At 58.5% G+C, this 25,209-nt stretch carries 19 protein-coding genes and 6 pseudogenes; 15 read left to right on the forward strand and 10 right to left on the reverse strand.

Annotated features, from left to right (window positions below; all coding sequences use genetic code 11):
* Nucleotides 1-31: 31 nt before the first annotated feature.
* Nucleotides 32-724, reverse strand: coding sequence for a GntR family transcriptional regulator (locus tag MF410_RS33285; protein ID WP_239621056.1), 693 nt, complete (start codon nt 722-724; stop codon nt 32-34).
* 261 nt (nt 725-985) lie between these two features.
* Nucleotides 986-1,123 (reverse strand): annotated as a pseudogene (locus MF410_RS33290) (IS5/IS1182 family transposase); the annotation flags it as partial.
* A gap of 877 nt (nt 1,124-2,000) precedes the next feature.
* Here MF410_RS33290 and MF410_RS33295 point away from each other — a divergent pair.
* From MF410_RS33295 to MF410_RS33320, 6 genes are all read left to right on the forward strand, one after another.
* On the forward strand, nt 2,001-3,083 hold the full coding sequence (locus tag MF410_RS33295; protein WP_096772288.1) for a lysine-2,3-aminomutase-like protein: 1,083 nt from the start codon (nt 2,001-2,003) through the stop codon (nt 3,081-3,083).
* A gap of 435 nt (nt 3,084-3,518) precedes the next feature.
* Nucleotides 3,519-4,220 carry a CoA transferase subunit A gene (locus MF410_RS33300; protein WP_096772291.1) on the forward strand — a complete coding sequence of 234 codons (702 nt, stop codon included), beginning with the start codon at nt 3,519-3,521 and terminating at the stop codon, nt 4,218-4,220.
* A 7-nt stretch (nt 4,221-4,227) separates the two neighbouring features.
* Nucleotides 4,228-4,860, forward strand: a complete 633-nt coding sequence (locus MF410_RS33305) for a 3-oxoacid CoA-transferase subunit B (RefSeq protein WP_096772287.1) — start codon at nt 4,228-4,230, stop codon at nt 4,858-4,860.
* Nucleotides 4,861-6,144 carry an ArgE/DapE family deacylase gene (locus tag MF410_RS33310; RefSeq protein WP_096772286.1) on the forward strand — a complete coding sequence of 428 codons (1,284 nt, stop codon included), beginning with the start codon at nt 4,861-4,863 and terminating at the stop codon, nt 6,142-6,144.
* Between the two features lie 3 nt (nt 6,145-6,147).
* Nucleotides 6,148-7,326: a thiolase family protein gene (locus tag MF410_RS33315; RefSeq protein WP_096772285.1), complete on the forward strand. Its 1,179-nt coding sequence runs from the start codon at nt 6,148-6,150 to the stop codon at nt 7,324-7,326.
* Nucleotides 7,327-7,379: 53 nt separating this feature from the next.
* On the forward strand, nt 7,380-7,883 hold the full coding sequence (locus tag MF410_RS33320; protein ID WP_096772290.1) for a GNAT family N-acetyltransferase: 504 nt from the start codon (nt 7,380-7,382) through the stop codon (nt 7,881-7,883).
* A 99-nt stretch (nt 7,884-7,982) separates the two neighbouring features.
* Here the strand turns inward: MF410_RS33320 and MF410_RS33325 are convergent.
* Nucleotides 7,983-8,144: pseudogene (locus MF410_RS33325) on the reverse strand (IS110 family transposase); the annotation flags it as partial.
* 100 nt (nt 8,145-8,244) lie between these two features.
* Nucleotides 8,245-8,541, reverse strand: a complete 297-nt coding sequence (locus MF410_RS33330) for a transposase (protein WP_239621060.1) — start codon at nt 8,539-8,541, stop codon at nt 8,245-8,247.
* 86 nt (nt 8,542-8,627) lie between these two features.
* Here MF410_RS33330 and MF410_RS33335 point away from each other — a divergent pair, with 86 nt between their 5' ends.
* The 3 genes and pseudogenes from MF410_RS33335 to MF410_RS33345 all read left to right on the forward strand — a co-directional run bounded on the left by MF410_RS33335 (nt 8,628) and on the right by MF410_RS33345 (nt 12,643).
* The gene (locus MF410_RS33335; RefSeq protein ID WP_239621062.1) at nt 8,628-9,023 is read left to right on the forward strand and encodes a cupin-like domain-containing protein; all 396 of its coding nucleotides are present in this window, start codon (nt 8,628-8,630) and stop codon (nt 9,021-9,023) included.
* Nucleotides 9,024-9,456: 433 nt separating this feature from the next.
* Nucleotides 9,457-10,710 carry an acetyl-CoA carboxylase biotin carboxylase subunit family protein gene (locus MF410_RS33340; RefSeq protein ID WP_096772284.1) on the forward strand — a complete coding sequence of 418 codons (1,254 nt, stop codon included), beginning with the start codon at nt 9,457-9,459 and terminating at the stop codon, nt 10,708-10,710.
* A 687-nt stretch (nt 10,711-11,397) separates the two neighbouring features.
* A pseudogene (locus MF410_RS33345) lies at nt 11,398-12,643 on the forward strand (acetyl-CoA carboxylase biotin carboxylase subunit family protein).
* On the opposite strand, the gene MF410_RS33350 reads toward MF410_RS33345, so the two are convergent.
* Entirely contained in the window at nt 12,600-12,914 is a 315-nt protein-coding gene (locus MF410_RS33350; protein ID WP_275593049.1) for a M81 family metallopeptidase, read from the reverse strand. The pseudogene MF410_RS33345 and the gene MF410_RS33350 sit on opposite strands and share 44 nt — an antisense overlap.
* 13 nt (nt 12,915-12,927) lie before the next feature.
* A pseudogene (locus MF410_RS36720) lies at nt 12,928-12,978 on the reverse strand (hypothetical protein); the annotation flags it as partial.
* 345 nt (nt 12,979-13,323) lie between these two features.
* On the opposite strand from MF410_RS36720, the gene MF410_RS33355 reads away from it, so the two are divergent.
* Nucleotides 13,324-14,277, forward strand: a complete 954-nt coding sequence (locus tag MF410_RS33355) for a LysR family transcriptional regulator (protein WP_239621063.1) — start codon at nt 13,324-13,326, stop codon at nt 14,275-14,277.
* Nucleotides 14,278-14,319: 42 nt separating this feature from the next.
* Here the strand turns inward: MF410_RS33355 and MF410_RS33360 are convergent, their stop codons facing one another.
* From MF410_RS33360 to MF410_RS33370, 3 genes are all read right to left on the reverse strand, one after another.
* Nucleotides 14,320-15,012: a GntR family transcriptional regulator gene (locus MF410_RS33360; RefSeq protein WP_239621064.1), complete on the reverse strand. Its 693-nt coding sequence runs from the start codon at nt 15,010-15,012 to the stop codon at nt 14,320-14,322.
* Nucleotides 15,013-15,040: 28 nt separating this feature from the next.
* Nucleotides 15,041-16,348: an aminotransferase class III-fold pyridoxal phosphate-dependent enzyme gene (locus tag MF410_RS33365; protein ID WP_096772375.1), complete on the reverse strand. Its 1,308-nt coding sequence runs from the start codon at nt 16,346-16,348 to the stop codon at nt 15,041-15,043.
* Nucleotides 16,349-16,437: 89 nt separating this feature from the next.
* Nucleotides 16,438-17,430: an IS630 family transposase gene (locus tag MF410_RS33370; RefSeq protein WP_275593011.1), complete on the reverse strand. Its 993-nt coding sequence runs from the start codon at nt 17,428-17,430 to the stop codon at nt 16,438-16,440.
* A gap of 464 nt (nt 17,431-17,894) precedes the next feature.
* On the opposite strand from MF410_RS33370, the pseudogene MF410_RS33375 reads away from it, so the two are divergent.
* Both MF410_RS33375 and MF410_RS33380 read left to right on the forward strand, forming a co-directional pair.
* Nucleotides 17,895-18,551: pseudogene (locus MF410_RS33375) on the forward strand (transporter substrate-binding domain-containing protein).
* Nucleotides 18,552-18,598: 47 nt separating this feature from the next.
* A pseudogene (locus MF410_RS33380) lies at nt 18,599-18,912 on the forward strand (ABC transporter permease subunit); the annotation flags it as partial.
* A 169-nt stretch (nt 18,913-19,081) separates the two neighbouring features.
* On the opposite strand, the gene MF410_RS33385 reads toward MF410_RS33380, so the two are convergent.
* A complete protein-coding gene (locus MF410_RS33385) occupies nt 19,082-20,128 on the reverse strand; it encodes a C45 family peptidase (RefSeq protein ID WP_096772056.1) in 1,047 nt (348 codons plus the stop codon).
* 955 nt (nt 20,129-21,083) lie between these two features.
* Here MF410_RS33385 and MF410_RS33390 point away from each other — a divergent pair.
* From MF410_RS33390 to MF410_RS33400, 3 genes are all read left to right on the forward strand, one after another.
* Nucleotides 21,084-22,187, forward strand: a complete 1,104-nt coding sequence (locus MF410_RS33390) for an ABC transporter substrate-binding protein (RefSeq protein ID WP_096772057.1) — start codon at nt 21,084-21,086, stop codon at nt 22,185-22,187.
* A gap of 143 nt (nt 22,188-22,330) precedes the next feature.
* Entirely contained in the window at nt 22,331-23,425 is a 1,095-nt protein-coding gene (locus MF410_RS33395) for an ABC transporter ATP-binding protein (RefSeq protein ID WP_096772058.1), read from the forward strand.
* 15 nt (nt 23,426-23,440) lie between these two features.
* A complete protein-coding gene (locus MF410_RS33400) occupies nt 23,441-25,207 on the forward strand; it encodes an ABC transporter permease subunit (RefSeq protein ID WP_239621065.1) in 1,767 nt (588 codons plus the stop codon).
* Nucleotides 25,208-25,209 lie beyond the last annotated feature (2 nt).

The raw sequence follows: 25,209 nt of genomic DNA on the forward strand, positions 1-25,209 counted from the left end.
GGGTTGTCGCGCTGCCCCGATCGGTAACGACTCAGTCCGTCGCCTCGCGGAACCTCATCGCCTCAAGCAAGAATTCGCTCGCATTGCGGATCTCCTCGATGAGGAAGTCGCGCGCTAGATCGGGCTGGTCCTGGCGCAGGGCGCCCATGATTTCCTTGTGCCTGTGCGGCGCCCGGCCGAGCGAGCTTCCCAGCAGCGCCCAGCGCGCCTCCCAGAACATTGGGCTGCGGCGAAGCCACAGGCTCTCGATGAAGCTGAGCAGCAAGGTCGAACCGGAGGAGCGGTAGAGCTCGAACAGGAAGCCGGTATCGGCTTGCCGCACTCCTGTCGGATCGCTGGCGAGCCGGGCGGCTTCATGCTGCGCCACGAAGGCGTCAAGCCGCTCGAACTGTGCGGGCTTCAGATGGGGCGCGGCAAGCGTCAGCGCCAGCGGCTCCAATTGCAGGCGCACCGCCGTCAGTTCGGAAAACTCGCGCCGGGTCATGCGCGGAACCACGGCCGTTCCCGATGGCTTGGCATCCAGCGCTCGCTCGTTGACTAGGCGGCGTAGGGCTGCACGCCCCGGCATGGGGCTCAGCGATAATGTCGCGCAGACTCCCCGAATGGAAAGCTTGCTGTCCGGTGTGAAATCGCCATTGATCAGCGAGTTGCGGATCAGCCGATAGGCCGCTGCCTCCAGCGCGCCCGCGGCCGTGGTTTCGGTGCTCGCTTCGCTCTTGCCCATATGCTCTATGCTCGCTCGATTTCGGCTCCGGATTTTGTCTTGCTGGAACTCAGTCGCACCGTCTGGCTCGTCACGACCGGGTTGCATGGATTGGCTGGTGAGACCGCTTCTGCCAGCCCCTACCTCCATGCTGCGCTTAGTTTTGGAGATACCGGTCGCGCTGAGTCGGCGCGGTCTCCGCCGTATCGCTCGGCACCGCCGTTGATCGTGGCGGGATGATCAGTCAGCGGCTTGTGTCCTGCGGGGTTCGGCCCGGCAGCCGGCAATCGCCTCGTCAGAAAACCAGACGGCGAGGCTTCCGCGCTGCTGCAAGGCAGATTCATACTCCGCCCAATTCCGCACCCGGTATTGCTGCTTCGGAATGCAGTGACGGCGAGCGGCATTAGTTTTGAAGGGCATAGCGGAAATCCGAGATCAGGAGGACGCGGTTCCCTATGCCATGCCACTCCGGCCGCTAAATCGCTCATCGGTGCAACAATGCGTATCAACACCGATCGCCTCGGTGGCGTCCCTCGCAATGTAGTGTACTGAGCTGGATCAGCCGACAGGGCCCTTGGATGAAAACCGAGACGCCAGGCCGCTTGGACGTAGAGCAGACCATCGCCCGGTGTATTGCTTTCAAACAGGATGAGGGCTCTTGTTGCCATTTGTGTTGGCCTTTCGTGGTGTCCGATGCGGCGACATGACGGTAAATCGAGCCAGTTCTCAGACGTGTCTGACTTCCGATTTTTGGTCAGCCTGCCATTAGATTGCCAAGCCTTCCCATCTGCTCCGCAGGTCGGGAAAGCGCGATCCTCATGGCAGTGACATCATTTTGGATGAGCGTGTTCATGAGATGTCCTCGTCGGTCTGCGACGCGCTTTAGGATAACCATGCATCTACCGTTCCAAAAGAGAATACCATTAAAACACAATACGATACCTCTCATGCTGCTATGTCGCTTGTCCAACATCGTTGGACATCAGACAACGCGGGGCGCGCTTGGATGGTGCGTGAGCCCCACTTTCCCGCGAAAGAACCTGTTCGCCATTTCTCGGAGAATGCTTGGGATCCAACAATTGTCGGGTTTGTCGAGTGTGTGGCACGATGCTATGTGACCTGGCGTCCTGCCGCAGTCTCATGGGAGCTATTGAATACACTGCCCAACATATCATCTGAGGCTCTTTCTGCGCAGTTGGCATGACTTTTGAAGCTCCCCTTGTCGCGGTCAGGAATTGCCGTCTGGCATTCATGGCGTGAGTATAGCGCGATCGCTGAAACGAGGGAGTAAAGCAACATGTCAGGGCAGCACAATCAACCTAAGCCGACAAGCGCTCGTCCCATCCGCACACCTGCAGAGCTGGTCGAATCTGGCTTCGTTACGGCTGAAGACCTTGCTAGTAGTATCGACGCCGTGGCCGAGCGCCATGCCGTCGGGATCAGCCCCGCCATCGCCGCGCTGATCGACCGGAACGATCCGAAGGATCCGATCGCGCGCCAGTTCGTGCCGGATGCGGCCGAGCTAAATGTGGCGCCCGAGGAGCGCGAGGATCCCATTGGCGATCTCACGCACAGTCCTGTCGAAGGGATCGTGCATCGTTATCCCGACCGGGTCCTGCTCAAGGCCGTGCATGTCTGCCCGGTCTATTGCCGCTTCTGCTTCCGCCGCCAAATGGTCGGTCCGCAGGGGCTCGGCACCCTCTCGCCCGAGGCCATGGACGAGGCGTTTGCCTATATCGCCAATCGCCCGGAAATCTGGGAGGTGATCCTCACCGGTGGGGAACCGCTCATGCTCTCACCCCGCCGCCTCGGGGAAATCATGCAGCGGCTGGATGCCATCGATCACGTGAAGATCGTCCGCTTTCACACCCGCGTTCCCGTGGTCGAGCCGGAACGGATCAACGAGGCTTTGATTACCGCCATAGAGGCGAGCGGCAAGACGGCCTATGTAGCCCTCCATGCCAATCATCCGCGCGAGTTGGCGCCTTCGGCTCGCGAGGCCTGCGCTCGTCTCGTCGATTCGGGCGTCGTTATGATCAGCCAATCGGTTCTGCTCAAGGGCGTCAACGACGATCCCGACACGTTGGCGGCGCTCATGCGCGCTTTCGTGGAAACGAGGGTAAAACCTTATTATCTTCACCACCCGGACCTCGCCCGCGGCACGAGGCATTTCCGCCTCTCCATTGAGGAAGGCCGCGCCCTCGTGGCAGGCCTGCGCGGTCGAATCTCGGGGCTTTGCCAGCCGACCTACATCCTCGACATTCCGGGTGGGCATGGGAAGGCGGTGATCGGACCGGATGCCATTCAGCAAGAGGAGGCAGGTTGCTATAGGGTCTGCGACTTCAAGGGCGGCGGGCACGCGTATCCGCCTTCGGATTAACATAATTCAATTCAAGCACTACCGATCCTTATGTGGACGGCCTCCACCTCCTATGGGCAATACTCTGATCGACTCGCTTGCGCCCATGTTGGAATAGACGGCCCCTGCGCAGGCGGTTCCAGTCCAGCTCCCAGAGAAGACACTTTTCTCGTAAGGGAGAGCCATAAATTCAATCAATGATCATGATTATATTTATCTGTTTGCGTTATGTAGCGGGAGTGGTCAAATTCGCGAACAAAGTAGATTCCAAACGCAAAGCGACCTTGATGGGTGCTGTCTGGGCAGGGAGGTCCGCACCGGGAACGGCATTCCGCCGTCCGGGACATTGTTTTCCAAAGCCGACAGCGCGAAACCAACGTTTTGGCGCAAGACGATCTGTTCGAACTATTCGCGAACGCTGGCCCGCCGCATATGCGCGAGTCGGCAAGAAGTGGGATGACTTGCATGACACTGCCTGACAAGCGCGGCGCGATTGAAGAGGCCATCTCGGCCATTGGGGACGGCGCCTCGGTCATGCTCGGCGGCTTCGGCGTGCCCGGAACGCCCTTCTGCCTGATCCGTGAGCTGGTTAGGCAGGGCCCCCGCAATCTGATAATCATCAAGAACGACGCCAATGAAGCAGGAATGGGCGTCGATTGGTTGCTAGAAAATGGCCAGGTGGCCAAGCTGGTAACCAGTCATATCGGTCTCAACCCGACCGCCATACGCATGATGAACGAAGGCGCCATCGAGGTGGAATTCGTCCCGCAAGGCATTCTGGCCGAGCGCATCCGCGTGGCCGGAGCTGGAATGATGGGCTTTGTAACTGATATCGGCCTTGGCACTCCCGTCGAGGAGGGAAAGCAGAGCATTGTCATAGAGGGCAGGACGGGTCTTCTCGAGACCGCACTGCGTGCCGATTTCGCGTTGATCCATGCCCACAAGGCCGATGCTTTCGGCAATCTTTCCTTCTCGGCCTCGGCGCGCAACTTCAATCCCCTAATGGCCATGGCCGCGCGCCAAACCATTGTTGAGGCTGAGAGGATCGTGACCCTTGGCGCGCTCCTACCCGAGAGTATCCACTTGTCCGGAGCTTTTGTCGATACGGTGGTTGAACTGACTGAATTGCCGGAGGTCTACGGTGTCGTCCAACGCTAAAGAGAAGATGCTGAAGCGCACAGCTGCCGATATCCTGCCCGGCATGACTGTCAATCTGGGCATCGGGCTGCCGACTGAGGTGCTGCAATATGTGGTCTCCGGCATCCCGGTCTGCCTGCATTCGGAAAACGGGATCGCCGGCGTCGGACCTGTTCTATCGCCCGACATGGCCGACCGCAACCTGATCGACGCTGGCGGCGCCTATGTCTCCACCATACCCGGCACGGCATTCTTCGACAGCGCGGTCAGCTTCGCGATCGTGCGCTCCGGCCGCCTCGATCTGACCCTGTTGGGGGCCTTCGAGGTCGCGGCGAACGGCGATCTGGCGAACTGGAAGATCCCTGGCAAATTCTCGCCGGGCATTGGCGGCGCGATCGAACTGGCGCAAAAGGCGCGGCGGGTGGGCGTTATCATGATGCACACGGATCGCAAGGGCAACCCGAAGATCCTCGTACAATGTACCCTGCCCTTAACCGCCAAAGGCCGTGTGAGCCGGATCTATACCGATATGGCGGTCTTCGACGTCACCGCCGAAGGCCTACATCTGCGCGAAATCGCCGAAGGCGTCGGCCTCACCGAGCTTCGCGCGGCCACCGGCGCCCCATTCCGTATCCCCGATCAGGATTTGCCGAGGTTCTAGATGGACAGGACTGCCATCCTTCATGCGGTCGATGCACTCTTCGATCGCGAACTGGAATTTCTGACCGAACTGGTGCGCCAGCCGTCGACACGAGGGGCCGAGCAATCGGCACAGGATTTCGTGGAGAGGGAGTTGTCTGGACTCGGTTTTGAGGTCGACCGCTGGCAAATCGATGTGAAGGAGATCGCGAACATGCCCGGCTTCTCGCCGGTGATCGGCAATTATGAGAACGCCGTGAACGTGGTGGGCAGCCTACGCAGCCGGACCAGCAGCGGACGCAGCCTGATCCTTAACGGCCATATCGACGTGGTGCCGACAGGCCCGCTGGACATGTGGGATCGCGCACCCTTCGACCCGCACATCGACGGCGACTGGATGTACGGCCGCGGCGCGGGTGACATGAAGGCCGGGTTGACCTCGAACCTCTTTGCCATCGATGCGTTGAAGCATCTCGGCCTGCGTCCCGCCGCCGACGTGTTCTTTCAGTCTGTCGTGGAGGAGGAGTGCACCGGCAATGGCGCGCTAGCCTGCTTGCACCGCGGCTACCGCGCCGATGCAGCACTGATTCCCGAACCGTTTGCCGAAAAGCTCGTGTCCTCGCAGGTCGGGGTGATCTGGTTTCAGGTGCGCCTGAAAGGCTTGCCGACGCATGTCGCCTATGCCGGTTCGGGCGCCAACGCCATCGAGGCGGCCATCCCCCTATTCGAGGCGCTGCACCGGCTGGAGCGGCGGATGAATGCGCCGGAATGCCGCCATCACGACTATGTCGGCCACAGCCATGCGCTCAACCTCAACATCGGCAAGATCGAGGGCGGCGACTGGGCAAGTTCTGTCCCCGCCTGGTGCGTCTTCGATGTGCGCATGGGGGTATTCCCTGGCCAGAGACTCGACGAAGTGCGCCACATGATCGAAGAGACCATCTTCGATGCGGCCCGCAACCACCCCTTCCTCGCCGAGAACGGTCCCGAAGTTGTCTATAATGGCTTCGCCGCAGAGGGCTATTCCTTCAAGGATGACAAAAGTGCAGCGGCGCGCGCGGCGCTGGCCGCGCTCGACCGCGCCCACAGCCTTGTCGTTGGCAAGCCCCTTGAACACGAGGCGATCACCGCCACCACGGACGCCCGTTTCTTCGGCCTCTACGCCGACACCCCAGCGCTCGTCTATGGCCCGCGCGCCGAGGCGATCCACGGGTTCAACGAGCGCGTCGACCTAGACTCAGTCCGGCGCGTGACACAATCGACCGCCCTGTTCATCGCCGACTGGTGCGGCCTGGAGGAAGTATAACCCATGCGCGACGCCGTCATTGTTTCCACCGCCCGAACCCCGATCGGCAAGGCCTATCGCGGCGCCTTCAATGCCACGCAAGGGCCGCTTCTGGCGGCCTATGCCGTGCGCGCCGCCTTGGCTCGTGCCGGGCTAGAGGGCGGAGAAGTGCAGGATTTCACGCTGGGCTGCGCCCTGACTCAGGGCACCAGCGGCATCAATGTCGCCCGCCATACCGTCTTCGCCGCTGGCCTTCCCGACGGCGTGCCAGCCGTTACCATCGACCGGCAATGCGCGTCTGGTCTATCGGCAATTGCAACGGCAGCCAACCAGATCCGCTCCGGCGACTGCGATATTGCTCTGGCCGGCGGCATGGACAGCATCTCGCTGGTGCAGAACGACGATTGGAACGGCACCCACTATCGTGTGCCGGCGATCCGCGGGGGATACTATATGCCCATGCTGGCCACGGCGGATCTGGTCGCGCGCAAATATCGCGTCACCCGCGCGGCGCAGGATGAATATGCGCTGATCAGCCAGGAGCGCACTGCCGCCGCGCAGGAAGCGGGGCGCTTCGCCGACGAGATCGTTCCGGTTTTGGCCGAGCAGCCTCCAAAGAACCGGGAAACGGGCGAGGAAAGTATTGCGTCAGTCACATTGGGGCGCGACGAATGCAATCGTCCCGGCACCACCCTGCAAGGCTTGGCGGCGCTCGCGCCCGTGATGGGCGAGGATTCGACCGTCACTGCCGGTAATTCCTCCCAGCTTTCCGACGGCGCCTCGGCTTGCGTCCTGATGTCGGCCTCGGAGGCGGCCTCACGAAACCTCACCCCGCTCGGTGTATTCCGCGGCATGCTAACCGTCGGCTGCGCTCCTGAGGAAATGGGGATCGGACCCGCGCTGGCCATTCCGTCCTTGCTCGATCGCCACGGCCTTTCGCTCGACGACATCGACCTCTTCGAGATCAACGAAGCCTTCGCCGCGCAACTGGTCTATTGCCGCGACCTACTCGGACTTGACTCGGATAAGTTGAATGTCAATGGCGGCGCCATCTCCATCGGTCATCCCTACGGGATGAGTGGATCGCGCCTTGTCGGCCACGCGCTGCTGGAGGGACGCCGGCGTGGCGCGCGCTTCGCCGTGGTGAGCATGTGCGTGGGTTGGGGCATGGGGGCGGCAGCGCTGCTTGAGGTCGCTTCCTGAGCAATATCGACCTCTCTCGAGGTCGCCTGGCGAGCGGAGCAGAAAGGATCATGATGACGTCTGGATTATCATTCCGGTTGGCCAAGCGCGAGGATTGCGAAGAGATCCTGCTGGCGCTTCGGTTGCTGGCTGAGTCTCTCGGCACTCCCGGGCGCTTGAAAAGCACCAGGGAAAATATTGAAGCCGCCGGATTCGGTCCTCGGCGCGAATTTACCGTGATGCTGGCCGAGGTCGACGGCAAGATCGCCGCCATCTGCCTTTACTTCCCGATGTTTTCTTCTTGGATGGGCAAGCCGGGCCTGTACATCCAGGACCTCTTCGTCCACGAGGAATTTCGCAGCGCCCGGATTGGTGAAAAGCTGCTGCGCCACGTAGCCCGATCCGCTAGCAATGACGGTTACCACTATCTCCGCCTGACAGTCGATCATGGCAACCAGGCGGGGGCTCGCTTCTATCTTCGGCATGGATTCGAACCGGCGAACGATGAGACGAGCTACAGGCTTCATGGTGAGGCATTCGAGAGATTTTGTCGCAGCGGAACTAACCGCCACTCTTGAGGCTGTACGACTAGCGCCCTCTGCCCTTTGTTAAGGTGCCCCTCCGGATACGTGTGCCAGTTTTTTTGGACTTGTTTCGGAAAAGATACTGCTGTCGAATCCAGTACGAGATCGCACCTTCTCCTGGAGCTGAGCAAAACGATCCAGCAATGCCGTCACATCGCCACCAACCACCGAGTGCTTCGACATCTTCTCGCCGTTTCACAGCGACAACAAGGTGATCGGCCACATTGAGCGAGAGCGTTCCAATAATACGAAAATTGCGGCATGATCGTCAACACTGGTGGCGCTATTCGCAGTTCTTTGTGGGGCCGAAGGGAGTCGTTACCCCCTTCATTTTGACACGCTACCTAGCCATAAACTATTTTCCAGATCTACGGTCGATGGCGGCGATCCGGGCAGCAGACGCCCCTTCCTCAAGACGGATTGTGACAGAACCGACGACAATCTCGGCGCGGGAGGTCTGCTTGGCCGCCGGCGGCTCCGGCGCGGGAGTCTCGACAACGATGGCCGCGAATTCGACTGCGTCTTCCGGCTCAGGCAAGACCAGCTTGCCCTGCCGCGCCAGTGTTCGCCAGGACGACAGGTGATTGGCCTTCAACCCGTGGCGTTCCGCCACTTCGTTCACCGTCACTCCCGGACGCAAATTCTCCGACACGATCCGCGCCTTGACTTCGTCCGGCCATTGCCGATGAAACTCCCGTCGGCTCCGTACGCTTCGTAAGAACCTCCAGTGTAGTATCCATGGAGAAACTCCTTGTCGCTCGTCCATGGAAACTCGATCACAGATCAGGCGACAGCGGGCAATGTGGGGGCACAACATCGGTTAAGGTGCAAAACAAGTTCACCATTCTGCCGCCTAGCCAAGCCGCCTACTGTGGACGCCGCGGCTGGCGGTGGTTTGATGTCGACCCAGAGCAACCGGACTACAAACGCTTCCCTCAGTATAAACGAGCTGCACCCGCTGCAGTTACGGTGAATGCTGGCGACATCCTGTATATGCCGCCGGCAGCACTCCACCATGTCCGCAGCTTATCCACCTCAATTTCCTTCAATATCGATTTCCACACAAAAACGGAGCGTATTAGATGCGCTAGCGAGGGCGGACAAGGATATGCCGAAAGAGGTGGTTTTCTATAATGCAATCAACGCGCTCGCGGTAACAAGCAGCATACCAGAGGCCATCACCTTTCCGCTATGCCGGCCTTACTTAAGCTATATAAGTTGACGGACGAACGCTCTCTGCGGTGAGAGCTGCCTGCGCGACAGGCTCGCACCCATCAGTCTTAGTACACGCGCAGGACTAGCATTCTGGTGGGACAGTCGCTCACGCCGCATTTCACTTAGCTGCGGCTCAGCGATGGCAGGACCACAGCTCTGTGACGGCCTGATCCGGTCGGCATCCGATCTTGCGAATTTCGCTCGCATAACGAGCGCCGTAGAGGCCGATTTCAAAATTTTACACAATCTTTGCAACGCAATTCCACCGACAATGATACGCTCGCCGCGAGTATCCATTGAGAGAAAGACGCTACCTGTTACTTGCCCTTGCATCGGTCGGAGTTTAACACCAATGGCAAAAAGAGCGCTCATCCTAATTGAAGGTAGTAGAGGTAATGGTCCTCTGTATATGAAGGCGGCTGAGCGCCTTGGACTTTATCCAATTACATTAGCGGCTGATCCAACTCAGTACGGCTATCTTGAGTTGGAAAGGGGTGAGGCAATCCGTGCCGACACGGATAGTCTAGACGCTATGATCCGCCAGTGCTCCCGACTAAGTGCTCCGTATGACCTTGCCGGCATTACGGGCTTTGCCGGTCGCGATGAATCGGAATATTTGATAATAAGCAAGCTTTGCCGCCACTTCGATTTGCCCGGTCCGAATCCGGCTTCAATCGAACGGTGCTATGACAAATTCGCCCAACGGGAGGTCCTCGCACAAGCCGGGGTTCCAGTACCTGCTTACCGTCTGGCAACAGACGCGACTGGCATTGAAAGTGCTGCTAAAGAAATCGGGCTGCCGGTAATTCTTAAGCCAGTTGTTGGCAGTGGCAGCACGGGTGTTCGATTGTGCCGCAACTTGGCTGAATTGACTGAGCACACGGACCAGCTGCTAGGCGGGAAACACGTCTGGCGGTCTTCGCCGAAGATGCTGGTGGAAGAATTTGCGCAAGGCCCGTATTATACCGTCGACACTATGGGAAATGAGGTTATCGCAATTGGCACCGCTGATTTCGGCGATCCACCCTATTTCATTGCTCGTGAATACATCTTTCCGGCCCTGCTGGCTGACGCCGAGCATGAGCGAATCTCGGATGTGGCAATGAGCTGTTTGGAAGCTCTGGGTCTTGGGTGGGGGCCCGCGAACATTGAATTCCGGTGGACAAAACGCGGACCGGTCGCCATTGAAATCAATCCCCGCGTTCCGGGCTTGGCGACTCCTCGGCTAGTGCAGCTGGCGTATGGCGTAGATCTCGTGGCCGAACACATCAAGCTTGTGGTAGGCGAGGAATCGGTTTTGCGCATAACGCGGTCACAGGTCGCCGGCGCACGGTTCCTAGTGCCGGACAGGGACGGCATTCTCGAGTGGGTCGACGGTGATCGAAGGGCGGCGGCTGAAAAGGGAGTGGCCGAGGTCGAATTGTACATTAAACCCAAGACGCCAATTGTCAGAAAGAGCGACGACCGAGACGCGATCGGACATGTCATCGCTACCTCATCCCACCACACTCATACCGAGACGATACTCGAGCGTGCCACAGGCCTAATTACTTGGTCTATTGTACCGTTCTCGACCCCTGCCGATAAACGGCACCCAATCACATAAATTCCCTGCTTGCAGGTGGAGGAGACTCTCTCCCAGTGTCCTGCTGTTGATCGGTTTTGTGTCCGAGCGGCTTTATGCTGGGTCTAACTACCGCATCCTCAATCATCGCGTGCCAAATTATCATCGACCTAAGCTCCAATCGTATGGATGGTGTCCCAGGGAGTTGTGTAGCTCGATAGCGGTGGTCATCGGCTTTTTTCCGGTAGGGTTGGGTTGTTCAAGCGTTCAAGCACAACAGCGAGAAGGGGCTGAGAATGTCAATCGTCCGCAATCGAGCACGATTATTAAGCGCGCGACAGTTGTCGCCACAGGTGTGACGGTCGGCTCTGTCCCTTGCAAACCGCACAAACCAAGTTGATGGGCCGCCGTTCTCAATGTCCGAAAGCGGATAAGACCGGTTTCCCTTCGCGATGATCATGTTCTATACGCGATTTTAACGGCCGACTGATCAGCATCAAAACCGCCAGCATCTCTTCCGAGGGTGCACCTTTTTGAGGATGCTCCATGCTACCGACCGCCAATCAAAATATTGCACCAGATTCGTCAAATAAAAATTTACAAGATCTTTACGACCGCAACTCGGTGAGAATGGTACGTTCACTGCAGGTCGGGGTCGGGCGCGGCTAGCAAGCTTGATGCCGTTAACGTCCGGACCGCCGCACATAACGATACGGAGGTCAGTAGTCAATGGCAAGAAGAGCGCTCATCCTGCTTGAAGGCGCACACGGTGTTGGTCAGCAATATGTCCAAGCTGCCCAGAGTTTTGGCCTTCATCCAATTACTCTGTTGGCCGATCCAGCTCAGTACCACCATCTCGCAGCGGGAGGCCTTGACGCAATCCAGGTTGATACGAACAATCTTTCTGCGCTTATCCACGAATGCTCTCGGCTACGTGGGACCTACGAGATTGCTGGCGTTACAAGCGCCGAGGATAAGGTCTATGCGATGGTGGGAAAGCTCTGCCAGCATTTAGATTTACCGGGACCGAATCCCGCGTCCGTCGAACGATGCTGCGACAAATTCACTCAGCGTCGCCTGCTTGAAGACGCCGGCGTTCCGATACCCTTTTATCGTTTGGCCACTAACGCGGCGGAGGTTGAAAGCTCTGCCGCGGACATCGGCCTGCCAGTGGTAGTCAAGCCAGCGCTCGGCGGTACCGGCGGCGTCGGTGTCCGACTGTGCCGCAACGTCGCTGAATTGACTGAGCACACGAACCATCTGCTAGGCGGGAAACACCTCTGGCTGTCTTCACCGAAGATACTCGTCGAAGAATTCGCACAAGGCCCGTTCTATGAAGCTGAAACCATGGGAAATGAGGTCATTGGGATTAGCGCCGCCGACTTCGATCATCCACCGCATTTTGTCTTTCGCGAGAGCATCTTTCCGGCCTCGCTGACTAATGACGAGCACAAGCGCATCTCCCACGTGGCGCTGAGCTGTTTGGGAGCTTCTGGGTCTGGGGTGGGGCCCAACTAACATTGAATTGCGGTGGACGACGCGTGGCCCAGTCGTAATAGAAGTCAATCCGCGTATCGCGGGTGGAACCTATCCTCGGCGGGTTCAGCTGGCTTATGGTGTCGATCTCGTAACCGAGCACATTAAACTTGCCACGGGCGTGGACTGGGAGTTGCGCAGACGGTATCTCCAAACTGCAGGCGTGCGGTTCCTATTGCCTGATCGCGATGGCACTCTCAATTGGATCGGTGGCGACAGTCGGGCTGCTACCGTGTCGGGTGTTGTAGAGGTCAAACTTTATGTCGAACCTAAGACGCAGATCGTCAGGAAAGGTGACTACCGAGACCGCATTGGACATGTGATCGCCGCTTCATCAAGCTTTGCACAGACCAAGGCCATACTTCAGGACGCGGTCGGTCTAATAGATTGGTCGATTACTCCATTCTCGCCCCCTGACCAAGAGGAACACCCCTCATGACTGGACGATTCGCCAGCGTGACGCTTGGCTTGATCTCACCCGGCATCGCTCGCTGCAGCAGGCGGGCGGCACGCTCGGCGGTCTCGTACGTCTCGGTATGCGGCGTCGTCCGGTAGGTGGTGATGATGTCGGCCAGGCACGCCATGTTTTCCGTTGCGTTTGCGTGCAGGTCCGGGGTGACGGCAACGGGCAGTTCGCACCCGACGATTGCCCGTACTTGCCGGGAGGATCTCGCCCTCGGCGTCGTCGTGGCTCTCGGTGACCATCGCACCGTCTAGCAGTATCACGCCGTCCACTGGCATCTCGCGTTTAAGCGCTTGAGTGATGATCCCCATCAGGTTGTCGAAGGCCTGGTCCGTGACTTTCCCCCGGCCTCTTCGATAGCGGCGGCGAAAACGGTAAGAGACATTCGATCAACTCCCTTTGTCATCTTATGCCTCAAGCGTGGCGGGAGGTTTGGGAACATCGATTCAAAACTTTTAACGGTCCGTCCCACTGCAATGGACGTTGCCAGCGCAATCTTAGCGATTTCTCGGCTATCGAATGGTCGTCTGCATGCGACGATGACTTCAAACTCGACTAGCACTTTGCATTTGGAATCAGGTTGTTGGCCAACTTGACTCATCACCGCTCATAGCGCAAAGAGATCATCATAATCCTGATGATTGATTGGATTAATAGTGCGGCCATACGAAGAGCGTTTTCTCTGGAGGCTTGACTGGAACCTGCTGCGCACTTTCACGGTGGTCGTCGAACAGGGCGGCATTACGCGGGCGGCGGAATTTATGAACCTCAGCCAGCCTACTATCAGCAGTGCGCTGAAACGCCTGGAAGAGACCACAGAGAAGCGGCTGCTTGATCGCCGACCCGGGCATTTCGCGCTGACCCCGGCGGGTGAGACGCTTTTTCGCGAAAGTTGCATGCTTTTGGGCTCGATCTCACGACTGCCGGGTCTAATGGCGGCGGCGGAGACCGTTGTCACCGGCCATGTGGCCATCGCGATGACCAGCCATGTGGTCTGCCCGCATTTCGATGAGGCAATGGCCCGCTTCAACACAGCCTATCCCGAGGTGACCTATTCGATCTCGATCACCGACAGCGCCGAGGTCCTAAGCCGGGTGCGGCAGAACCAGGCGTCGGTAGGCTTGTGCCTAATGTGCGAGGATGATCCCATGCTGGACAGCCGCATCCTGTTCCGGGAGTTCTTCGGCCTGTTCTGCGGTCCGCCGCACAGGCTGTTCGGCCGATCGGACATCGGGATCGAGGATGTGTCCGGCGAACGCTCGGTGTCGTTCCAAACCGAACTCGAGAACGGGCCGCTCTATCTGGTGCGCCAGTTGCGTGAGCGCGTCAATCTGCACCCCGAGCCCCACGGCCTGTCTGCCAATCTGCCCGAGGTGCGGCGAATGATCATCACGGGAACGGGCATTGGAGCGCTGCCAGTGCATATCGCCAGTCGCGACGTCGACGCCGGGCTCCTGTGGCAGGTGCCGCCGAAGGACCATCTGCCGGCGGTCGAGGTCCATTTCGTGGTGAACCCGCGCCGAAGCATGAACCCAGCCGAGACCGCCTTCGTACGGACGATTCATGAGATGGTCGCGAAGACCTCGTTGGAGGAGCGCACCTATCTGTAGGGCGACCATCTGGGTTGTCGCGCTGCCCCGATCGGTAACGACTCAGTCCGTCGCCTCGCGGAACCTCATCGCCTCAAGCAAGAATTCGCCCGCATTGCGGATCTCCTCGATGAGGAAGTCGCGCGCTAGATCGGGCTGGTCCTGGCGCAGGGCGCCCATGATTTCCTTGTGCCTGTGCGGCGCCCGGCCGAGCGAGCTTCCCAGCAGCGCCCAGCGCGCCTCCCAGAACATTGGGCTGCGGCGAAGCCACAGGCTCTCGATGAAGCTGAGCAGCAAGGTCGAACCGGAGGAGCGGTAGAGCTCGAACAGGAAGCCGGTATCGGCTTGCCGCACTCCTGTCGGATCGCTGGCGAGCCGGGCGGCTTCATGCTGCGCCACGAAGGCGTCAAGCCGCTCGAACTGTGCGGGCTTCAGATGGGGCGCGGCAAGCGTCAGCGCCAGCGGCTCCAATTGCAGGCGCATCGCCGTCAGTTCGGAAAACTCGCGCCGGGTCATGCGCGGAACCACGGCCGTTCCCGATGGCTTGGCATCCAGCGCTCGCTCGCTGACCAGGCGGCGTAAGGCTGCGCGAACCGGCATGGGGCTCAGCGATAATGTTGCGCAGACGCCCCGAATGGAAAGCTTGCTGTCCGGTGTGAAATCGCCATTGATCAGCGAGTTGCGGATCAGCCGATAAGCTTCTTCCTCCAGCGCGCCCGTGGCCATGGCTGACGAAGTTATGTCGCTCCTGTCCATCTTGTAGCGATCTGCCTTTGGTGCCGGCCTATCGTAGCAATGCCGCCCTTGCGTCGAGGAAATCCCCGACGGCAGCGGTGAAATGCGCAAGGTCGCGTTCCGTCGTCGGCAAGCTGAGCGCAGTCATGCCGCGGCGGGCGATGTAGATGCCGGCGTCGAGCATGTCGAAGAAGAACAGCTCTTTCAGCGCCTCCTCCCTGGGGGTGACCGCATAGGGGCGGTCAATGCGGCCCCGACGGAAATGGGCCGTGGCGAGCGAGCCAAGGCCACAGAACTGCAGCGGCGCGCCGGCCGTGTTGGAAATTGAGTTGTGTCGTTCGCGCAGGCCCTCCCCGAGCGCGAATAGACCGGCAGCTGCTGCGGCGGTAAACACCTCTTCCATGGCGGTGACGCCTGCCGCCATGGACATCACGTTGTTGTTGAAGGTGCCAGCATGAAGCACCTTAGAGACGAAGATCTCCATGAGGTCGTGGCGCCCGCCAAAGGCGCCGAAGCTCATGCCGCCGCCGATATATTTTCCAAGCGTGGTCATGTCGGGCAGGATACCGAGACGTTCCTGCAGGCCGCCTCCCGACATGCGCGAGGTCATCACCTCGTCGAAGATCAGTATCGCACCGGCAGCGCGTGTGGCCTCGGCGACTGCCGCCAGAAAGGCAGGCTCCGCGGCGATGCAGCCCCCGCTGCCCATCATCGGCTCGACAATTACGGCAGCAAGGTCGTCGCCGATGGCCCGGATGGCGGCCACTGTGCCATCGGTGTCGTTGTAGTCGCATAGCGTCACCGGGAACGGGGCTGTGATCAGGCTCGAGCCGGTCACGGGGTAATACAGAAGGCTGCCGTGATAGCCGCCGCGGAAGGCAATGATGCGCTTGCGCTCCGTCACCACCTGCGCGGCGCTAAGCGCAATAAGGTTGGCCTCGGTGCCACTGTTGGTGAAGCGGATCATGTCGATGGACGGAAAGCGGTTGCAGAGGATCTTGGCAAGGCGCTGCTCAGCCTCTCCCACCGCCGCCAGGCTCAGTCCTTTCGCCATCGCGTCGTGGAGGGCGGCATGGATGCGGCTGTCGGTATGGCCGAACAAACCGGCAGTGTATTCGCCGCACAGGTCGAGATAGGCGTTGCCGTCAATGTCCCAAAGCCGGCAGCCCTCGCCGCGCGCCATGGCAGTCGGAAAAGGCGCATAGGCGAGCACGGACCGGGTGTTGCCGCCGGGGAGGACGTTTATCGCCTCGCGATGCAGCGCCGCACTCTTGGGGCGCTTCGCGTTATAGCGTTCCCGCGCTTCGAGGAGAGCGGCGTCGAGGGAAGATTTCTGTTGGGCAGGGGGCTGGGGCATCACAGATCAGATCTCACTATGGATAGTTCTGAGATCACAAAAGTCTATTTTAGGGATTTAATCAAGGGCCTTCTGCTGACTAGAGCGTTTCAGGTTTTCACGGAAGCATATCCGGCATTGGCGAAGTAGTTGCTGCATTCGCTGGGCTCGATGGTTGTGACGAGGTGTCCGATGTGGCGCCAGGTGTCATCGATGGTTCGCTTCTGAGCCAGGCGCATCCAGTGCTTGATTTTGGCGAAAGCCTGTTCGATCGGATTAAGGTCGGGGGAGTATGGCGGCAGGTACCAGAGCCGAGCACCAGCGTTGCGGATCATCTGACGGATGGCGACCGACTTGTGGGAGCCGAGATTATCCATCACGACGATATCGCCGGGTTTGAGCACTGGTACGAGTTGCTGTTCGACATAAGCGCGAAAGCACTCACCGTTGATCGGTCCATCGAAGACACAAGGCGCGGTGAGCCGATCGCAGCGCAACGCGCCGAGGAAAGTCAGGGTGCGCCAATGTCCGTGCGGGGCGAAGCTGCGCAGCCGTTTGCCCTTCGGCCCCCAGCCTCGAAGCGGCGCCATGTTGGTCTTGATCCAGGTTTCATCGATGAAGACCAGCCGGCTTGGATCGAGGCCAGCCTGCCAGGATCGCCAGCGCTGTCGCCGTCGTGCGACGTCAGCGCGCGCCTGCTCAAGGGCGAACAGTGTTTTTTTGAACCGTAGTCCCTCGCGCCGCAGAAACTGCCATACGGTGTCGTGGGATACCTTCACCCCTCGTGCGGCCAGTTCTTCCTTCAACCTGTTCAGTGACACATGCGGCGTCTGGTTGATCCGCTCGGCGATAAACGCTCGGTACGGCTCAAGAACCCGCTTGCGGTGGCCGCCCATCTTCCCAGGCGCGACAGATCCGCTCGAACGGTAGCGCTGAGACCACTTCACCGCTGAAGACACGGCAATACCGAACCGCACCGCCACCGACCGGCAGCTCTCGCCGGCTTCGATTGCATCAACAACACGCTTGCGAAGATCATTTGAAAGAGGTCGAGTCATCCGATGCTGGCCTCCACTCCAGCAGCATCTTGAATCACAAAACAGCCAAAAACGGAATCCCTTCCGATTCAACTAAATCCGGATACGCTCTAGCCGATGCGAGAGCGGGCGCAGCCGAGGGCCGCTTCCGTCTGGGGATGGAGGCTCGCAGCCGATGGTCTGATGATGATGGGGTTCCGATCAGCGATCGCATGGCGTGACAATGCAGCCTGGCATCAATGCTGTGCCTCATAGGTTGGCTCGCAGGCACAAGCCCATCGGCGTTGCATTCTGTAGATCTATACTCGCTATTCAAACTATTTGACGAATGACTTACAGGAGGAGAGTATCGAAATTCGGAAAGCACCGATGCATATCAATCATAAGCGGGGGAGTCATCCATGTTTCAATGCATCTCACGGGTCGCAATGCGCTCCACGGTTGTCCTCGGCCTGGCGTTCAGCGTGGCCTTGCCGGCGACTGCCGATGAACTGGCTTCGATCAAGGAGCCGGGCAAGTTCAGCGCCGCCATGTCGGGCCAGCATCCGCCCTTCAGCATGACTGACGGGCAGAACCGGCTCGTCGGTTTCGACGTCGATATTGCCAATGAAATCGCCAACCGTCTTGGCGTGAAACGCGAAGTTCTGACCACGGCGTGGGACGGCATCATTCCGGGTCTCGTCGCAAACAGGTATGATTCCATCGTCGGTTCCATGACCATCACCGCGGAACGTCAGAAGGTCGTTGATTTCGTTGGACCTTATTATAGTGATGGTCGCGGCATCTTCGTGCTGAAAGACTCGACGTCGAAAGGACTGGATGATCTCAAGGGCGGCCATCGGCGTAACCCTCGGCGAGACCCATGAAAAGTGGACCCGCAAAACCGGTGGCTGGACGATCCGAACCTGCAAGGGGCTTCCCGAACTGGTGATGGGCTTGAACGCCGGCCGTATCGATGCGGTTTGGTTGACTACATCGCGCTGCTTGCCGTGATCAAGCAATCCGGCGACCCAATCCGCGTGCTCGACATTCCGAACATCGAAGGCGCCAGCGTCAGCATTGGTATCGCAATCCGCAAGGGTAATCCGGAACTTAAGGCAGCGATGCAGAAAGCGCTTGATGGCATGATGGCCGACGGCACTTACGAGACCATTGCTACGAAATGGATCGGTCGCGACATCCGCTGATCGCCATTTGCCGGGCCTGATGGCCCGGCCTTCCACGGGAGGGGGCATTGGACATCGCGCTGATCCAGGGTTTTTTTCCCTATTTCCTTGACGCCGCCGGAGTGACGGTTGTCATATCATTTCTGGCTTTCGTTCTGTCCTTGCTGCGGTGCTGACCGCAATGCGGCTGTCGCGCAGCCAGATCCCACGGTCCATCGGTACGGGCTATGTCAGCGTCTTTCGCGGCACGCCCTCTCTCGTGCAGCTCTTCCTGCTTTACTTTGGCGGCCCGCAGATCGGCATAAACCTTTCGGCCTTCACCGCGGGCTGGATCGGTCTGGGCATGAACATCACGGCCTATATGGCGGAATCCATACGCGGTGAGTGTCAGCGACTGGACGGTGGAGCGGGGCCAACCCCATCGATGCCGAGGTGCCGGCTGTCGCAAGCCGGCAAGAGATGCCCAGACTTTTCTCGCCCGGGTCTACGCACCCATGGGCCGCCGATCGCAGGACGAAGCCAGCGCTACGCTCGGCGATCAAAGAGCTGCATTAGACGACGCGCATGGTTCCGCTTAGTGCGTTTCGCTCGTCACGAGCCGCATGTATGCGCCACTCGATGCGGTTTGGGAAAAGCTCGAAAATGCTCGTCGCGAGCGTCCGGGAGTCTTTCCATTCTTTAAAAATCGGAGTGGTCTCATCGAACAGCACAGCTTCTGCTCCACCCGCCAACGCGCCTTCGGCGATCATCCGATCTGCCGCTTCTTGTCGGTCGCGGGAGGAAGCACCGATGGTCTGCTTCAATCCACTGAACTCGCCGGAGAGAAGATGGTTGGCATGAGCGCGTGGCTCAGTAACCTCTACCGCGACGCAGCCGGAGGCCGGCGCTTCGACAGAGAGTACCTTGCGGGTCTTCGCATCGCCGAGAGTGTGATGGAATCCGCAAGAGCGGTCGTTTCGCTTCAAAATACCGACCGCATCCTCCAAGCTTTTTGCATCAAGGATGGCGCGGCAGAGAACCTGCCGGGGCACGCCCGGTTTTTGGTCGTTCGGCGTGATCTCGTTGATCGTCTGGACCAGGCCGGACTCGTTCAGGCCAAAAGTCCCACCTGGGAGCATGCCGGGCGTCATAAAGCTGCTCCACGCGAGCCCATCATCGGGCTCAATTTCTATCCAGAAATTGGCACCAAGATAGTCGGGTTCGCCGTCCTCATTATGGGCGATAACTGCCGGGCCGTTGCCTTCAGCTGGAATCAGGACAGTCGTGCAGCCCATTCCGGCAACAGAGTTTTGTGTGGCGGCCGCTTCTGAAATTTGCAGGTCGGCCTGGCAATTCAACAGGAAGATGGTCTCAAAATCCTTGCCGGCACCTTCTGCGATCCCCTCGATTTCGCGCACGTAGCGGGGATAGGCCGCGCGGGCTGCGGCTTCCAAATTCTTCAAATACTCCGATCCGCGCCAGCGAGCATCCAAGGCGCGAAATTGCTCGGTGCCAAGCCGATATTCAAGGAAGCTTGTGGCATTGGCTTTTCCGAGCGCACAGCCAATCTCGAAGGCGTTGCCCTTGGCGCGCACGCACGTGATAAGATTTTTTTTCATTGAGTCCTCAGCCTTTCACTCATTGTCCTATTTAGGCGGGCTATGCAGCAGTAGGTTCCTTTCGGCGGAACCCCGGCAAACGCACCCTGCGAAGCGCGCCGCGTGCGTCATTTGATACACAATGCAAAAATATGCGTCAAGTGTTTCACTCTGCCACTAGGACAGCGAGAAGGCTGCAGACCAAAAGATCCCTGAACCTGATGCGATTGAACTCAAACGATCGCCGTTGCCATTAGGTCCGATCAGTAAAAATTCCTGGCCTTCACCTTGAGGGTGTCGATATGCAAATCGAGTACTTATCCCGAGCCGGACACGATGCCGAGCCCATTCCCCAAGGCCCGAGATTTCCGGTAATCAGGATTGAAAACTCGGCATAGTTTAAGCGCGTTGGAAGACCGGGGTCGGCCGTTTGCGGAGGTAAGAATAGAGCCAGCGGTCTAGCGAGCGTGCAGTTCAGTAGAAATGAAGTCGGGACAGCTCGATTTCGTAAGGATCGATGAGAATCGGCTTTCCGTTTTCCTTATAGATTTCCAGCTCGGAGGGCTTTCCTTCGATCACATGCAACGCGAGCGCGCGCTTATCAGGTCAATCCCGCAGGCTATATTCCCCCAACGTTCTTCGAGTTGGCCAAAATCGCAGCTCGGGCCGACTGCATCTAATACGCTTGACGCATATCCGGACGCATAAAACATTTGTTGCAATAGGCGCCGTATTACGCTAGGCATTGCCTCCAGCCGGTATAGTCCGTGAGGGCGTGCCGTTGCTTGAAACTGGTCAGCCGGCAACCGCCGCGTTGGTTGGTGAAATGGAAGGATGAAGTCCGTCACAACAATGACGAACACCGCGGTCCAAACACCGCTTGCGGCAATGAGTTTGATCCCGTGAGTTGTGTTCGCCACAAACCGAGCAGAATGAATGCCCCTTGATAAGCAAGGGAATAACAGAGGGAACGAAAATGAGCTTTTTGATAAATCGCAGGCACTTCATGCAGGCCACATCCTCCGTGATCGCCGTCGGTGCGATGTCTTCCGTTTCGGGTCGCGCACGGGCCGCTTCCGCTGGTGAGTTGAAAGTCAACATGAGCGGCGGCACCTGGGGAAACGCAGTCATGAAGGCTTATGTCGAGCCGTTCGTGGTCGAGACCGGGGTTAAGGTTATCCCGGTTACCGCAGACTTTTCATCCACGCAGATCGCGATGATGGTCGACACCAAGAACGTCTCGGCTGACGTCGTGAATCTTGGTCAGACCAACGTCGACCCACTCACCGCCAAGGGATATCTCGAACAGGTAGATTACTCTTCGTGGAAGAAAGACGAATTGGACGCAATATCTGAATTCGCGAAACACACCAATGGCTTCGCTTCGTACGTCTATTCCACCAACATGGTGTATAACACCAAGAAGTTTCCGGCTGACAAGCCGCGGCCGACTACCTGGGCGGAGTTCTGGGACGTAGAAAAATTCCCGGGCGTGCGCTCGCTCTTCACCGGTGAATATGGAAACGGGCCGTGGGAGGAAGCGCTGCTTGCGGATGGCGTGCCTATGGACAAGCTATACCCACTGGATGTCGACCGCGTCTTTGCCAGCCTCAACAAGATCAGGCCGCACATCCGCAAATGGTGGACAAGTGGTTCCGAAATTCTGCAGATCATGCGCGATAACGTCGCCGACGTCGTGCAGTCCTATGATGGTCGTGCACTTTCACTGATCGATGAGGGGGCGCCAATCGAGATCAATCGCAATCAGGCGAAGTTGACCACGGATTTCTGGTGCATTCCAAAGGGCAGCCCAAATGCGGAAAATGCTCAGAAATTCCTCGAATTGACCGGTCGCGCCGATCGGCAAGCTGCGTTCGCTGAGTTGATCGGGCAGGGCCCAACGAACAAGAACGCTTACAAAACGATAGCTGAAAAAATCGGACGAAAGCTCGCATCGTATCCCGATTACACGGCCTCCAGTTTTGCTCTGAACGCAAAATGGTATGCCGAGACAAGCGCGGACGGCAAGTCGAATAAAGAGCTGATGGTCCAACGCTGGAATGAGTGGATTCTCCAGTAAGCCGTTCATCGAACTTCGATCGGTGGCGCCATCCAATCGCGGACGCTGGACTATGCTCCGTGAGGATGGTGCCACCTTATCTGACGACTGAGTTTTAGGCATGGTACGCCAAACTGGCGCACTGTTCCTCCTGGAGTATCCTGATGACCCTGAACCTGAAAAGTTATCTTCCTGCCGAGGACGAAGTATTGAAGAACGACCCAGCCGCCACCCAGATTGAATTCCGTAATGTTACAAAGATGTATGGGGCCGTGGCTGCGGTTAAGGATATCTCCCTTTCCGTATCTCGGGGTGAGTTTCTGACTATTCTCGGTCCAAGCGGTTCGGGAAAGACGACCGCTTTGATGCTCCTTGCCGGCTTCACGGCACCGACAAAGGGCGACATTCTCATTGCCGGAAAATCAGTTTCCAAGGTTCCGTCTTACAGACGTGACCAAGGCATCGTATTCCAGAGTTATGCCCTTTTCCCGCACCTCACGGTTCATCGCAACTTGGAGTTCCCGCTGGAGATGCGTGGGATCAAGGCCGCCGACAGGGCGACGCGAGTCAGCCGAATGCTGGAGCGCGTTCGGCTCGGCGAATTTGGCAGCCGGATGCCGTCACAACTGAGTGGCGGCCAGCAGCAGCGCGTCGCCGTTGCGCGCGCGCTGATCGCCGACCCGCCGATATTGCTGCTCGACGAGCCGCTTGGTGCGCTGGATCGAAACCTGCGCGAACAAATGCAGGTCGAGATCAAAGAACTGCATAGAGAATTTGGAAAGACCACCATTTGCGTGACCCACGATCAGGAGGAGGCCCTGACCTTGTCCGACCGCATCGTCGTGATGCAAGCTGGCCAAATCGAGCAGATCGATACGCCCGAAGCACTCTACGATCGACCGAAAACGCGCTTCGTCGCCAATTTCCTGGGCGAGGCCAACATCCTCGAGAACACCGAATTCAAAGTGGAATCGGACGCCGTGCCGTCTTCCGGAATGGTTTCAATGTTGCGACCCGAACGCATTTGCATTGGTGGGCGCACGGCCGCGAGACGCGCCGACGCGGATCAAAGACAGGCTGTGTCCGGCACCGTTGAAGATATGATCTATGCAGGTCCGCTGAGGAAATACCGGGTACGTGTCGGGAACACCATGCTAATCGCGCGCGAACATGTTGCCTCAGGCCAGGAAGTCTTCCAACCCGGGGATGAGGTCCGCTTAGACTGGCTCCGGTCCGATATCCGCTTTGTTGCGGCGTAACGTGGGGGCAGGTAAATGACGATTCAAAAACTACGGTCAATGCCGATCCTGCTTACGGTGCCGGCCTGCGGCCTCTTGTTTGCGGTTTTCGGTATACCGATGATCCTCTTGTTCCTGACGAGCTTGAACGCGCCAGCGTTTTCTCTTGCAAATTATGAAGGATTTTTTGCACAGCGATCCTTCGTCCTGATCCTGTTTCAAACCTTCGAGATCAGCTTCATCGCGACGGCACTGTGCTTGGTCATCGGCTACCCTACTGCATTTCTGATCGCCAACGCCGGTCGCGCACGTCCCATCTTGATGGTAATGGTCTTCCTACCTTGGCTAACGAGCGCACTGGTGCGCACGTATGCTTGGACGGTCGTTTTGGGCGACAGTGGCCTGATCAACACCCTGTTGCTCAATGCTGGTCTTATCGAAAGGCCACTATCGCTCATATATAATCGCTTCGCCGTATACGTCGGCATGGTGCATATTATGCTGCCGATGATGATCTTGCCATTGATCAGCGTGATGATGGGTATCGATAAGTCCTTGATGTCGGCTGCTCGTAGCATGGGGGCAAAGCCTCTCACAGCCTTTTTGCGTGTGTTCTTTCCACTCAGCATCCCGGGCATTCGAAGTGGCTGCATCCTGGTCTTTGTCGTGTGCCTTGGGTTCTACATCACGCCGCAGGCTCTTGGCGGTCTAGGCGACACTATGCTGTCTACCCTCATCAACTCGCTGCTTACGACCTCCTTGAACATCGGTCAGACGGCAGCTGCGGCTTTCATTCTCCTTGCGGTGGCGCTTCTGCTTCTTTCCACAGCAGGAGTCGATCTTGCAGCCGCCCATGACCAATCAGGACAAGCGGAGCGAAAGCCACGCCCGATCCGGTTGCCGTCTGCCAGCAAGGGCGTCCGCTTTCTGCACGAACTTGCAATACCGTATCAGGCCCGTCGGTGGGCTGCGGGGGTCTACAAGGCGCAACGGGATACCTCCTGGTCGAAGATCCTCGGAGCTGTCTTCCTTACCCCCGTTATGATCTATCTGCTGGCGCCGGGCTTGATCGTCATCGTGATATCGTTCAGTTCGGGAGAATTTATCGAGTTTCCCCCAAGAGCAGTTTCCCTGCGGTGGTACTATTCGTTCTTTGGGGATCCTTCCTGGATCGGAGCTTTGTGGAACAGCTTCCAATTCGGTGTGGTCGTCGCCGTCGTGTCCACGGTCGTTGGTACATTGGCCGCCTTTGGTCTAAGCCGCTGCGCACCCCGCCTCCGTTCGGGTCTGACCATGGCAATCCTGACGCCAATAACGTTTCCAATCATCGTCGTCGGTGTAGCCGTCTATCTCGGACTGGCGAGATTTGGCCTTGTGGGAACCAGCACAGGAATTATTCTGGGCCAAACCATCGGCGCCATTGGTTATGTCGTGGTGGTCGTCTTGGCGACTCTCTCGGGCTTCGACAGGAGGCTGGAGCAGGCTGCGATGAGCATGCGTGCCGGACCTATGCAGACCTTCATGCGGGTGACCCTACCGTTGATCCGCTCAGGTATCATCGGTGGCGCTTTGTTCGCGTTCCTTGCGTCCTTCGACGAGGTCATTATCACGTCGTTTGTCAGCGGCTATTCGATCCCCACGCTCCCTTTGAAGATGCTGGAGAACTTGAAGCAGCAAATCGACCCAACGATTGCTGCAGTTGGATCGTTTTTGACGCTACTCCCTGTTGTCTGGCTGGTCGCTCTTTACTTCACCTTGTGGCGGGGCCGAGGAAAATTGCAGGCAACGGTCGGCGCGACCTGAGC

The organism is Rhizobium sp. C104, assembly GCF_022354505.1.
GTDB classification, from domain to species: domain Bacteria; phylum Pseudomonadota; class Alphaproteobacteria; order Rhizobiales; family Rhizobiaceae; genus Rhizobium; species Rhizobium redzepovicii.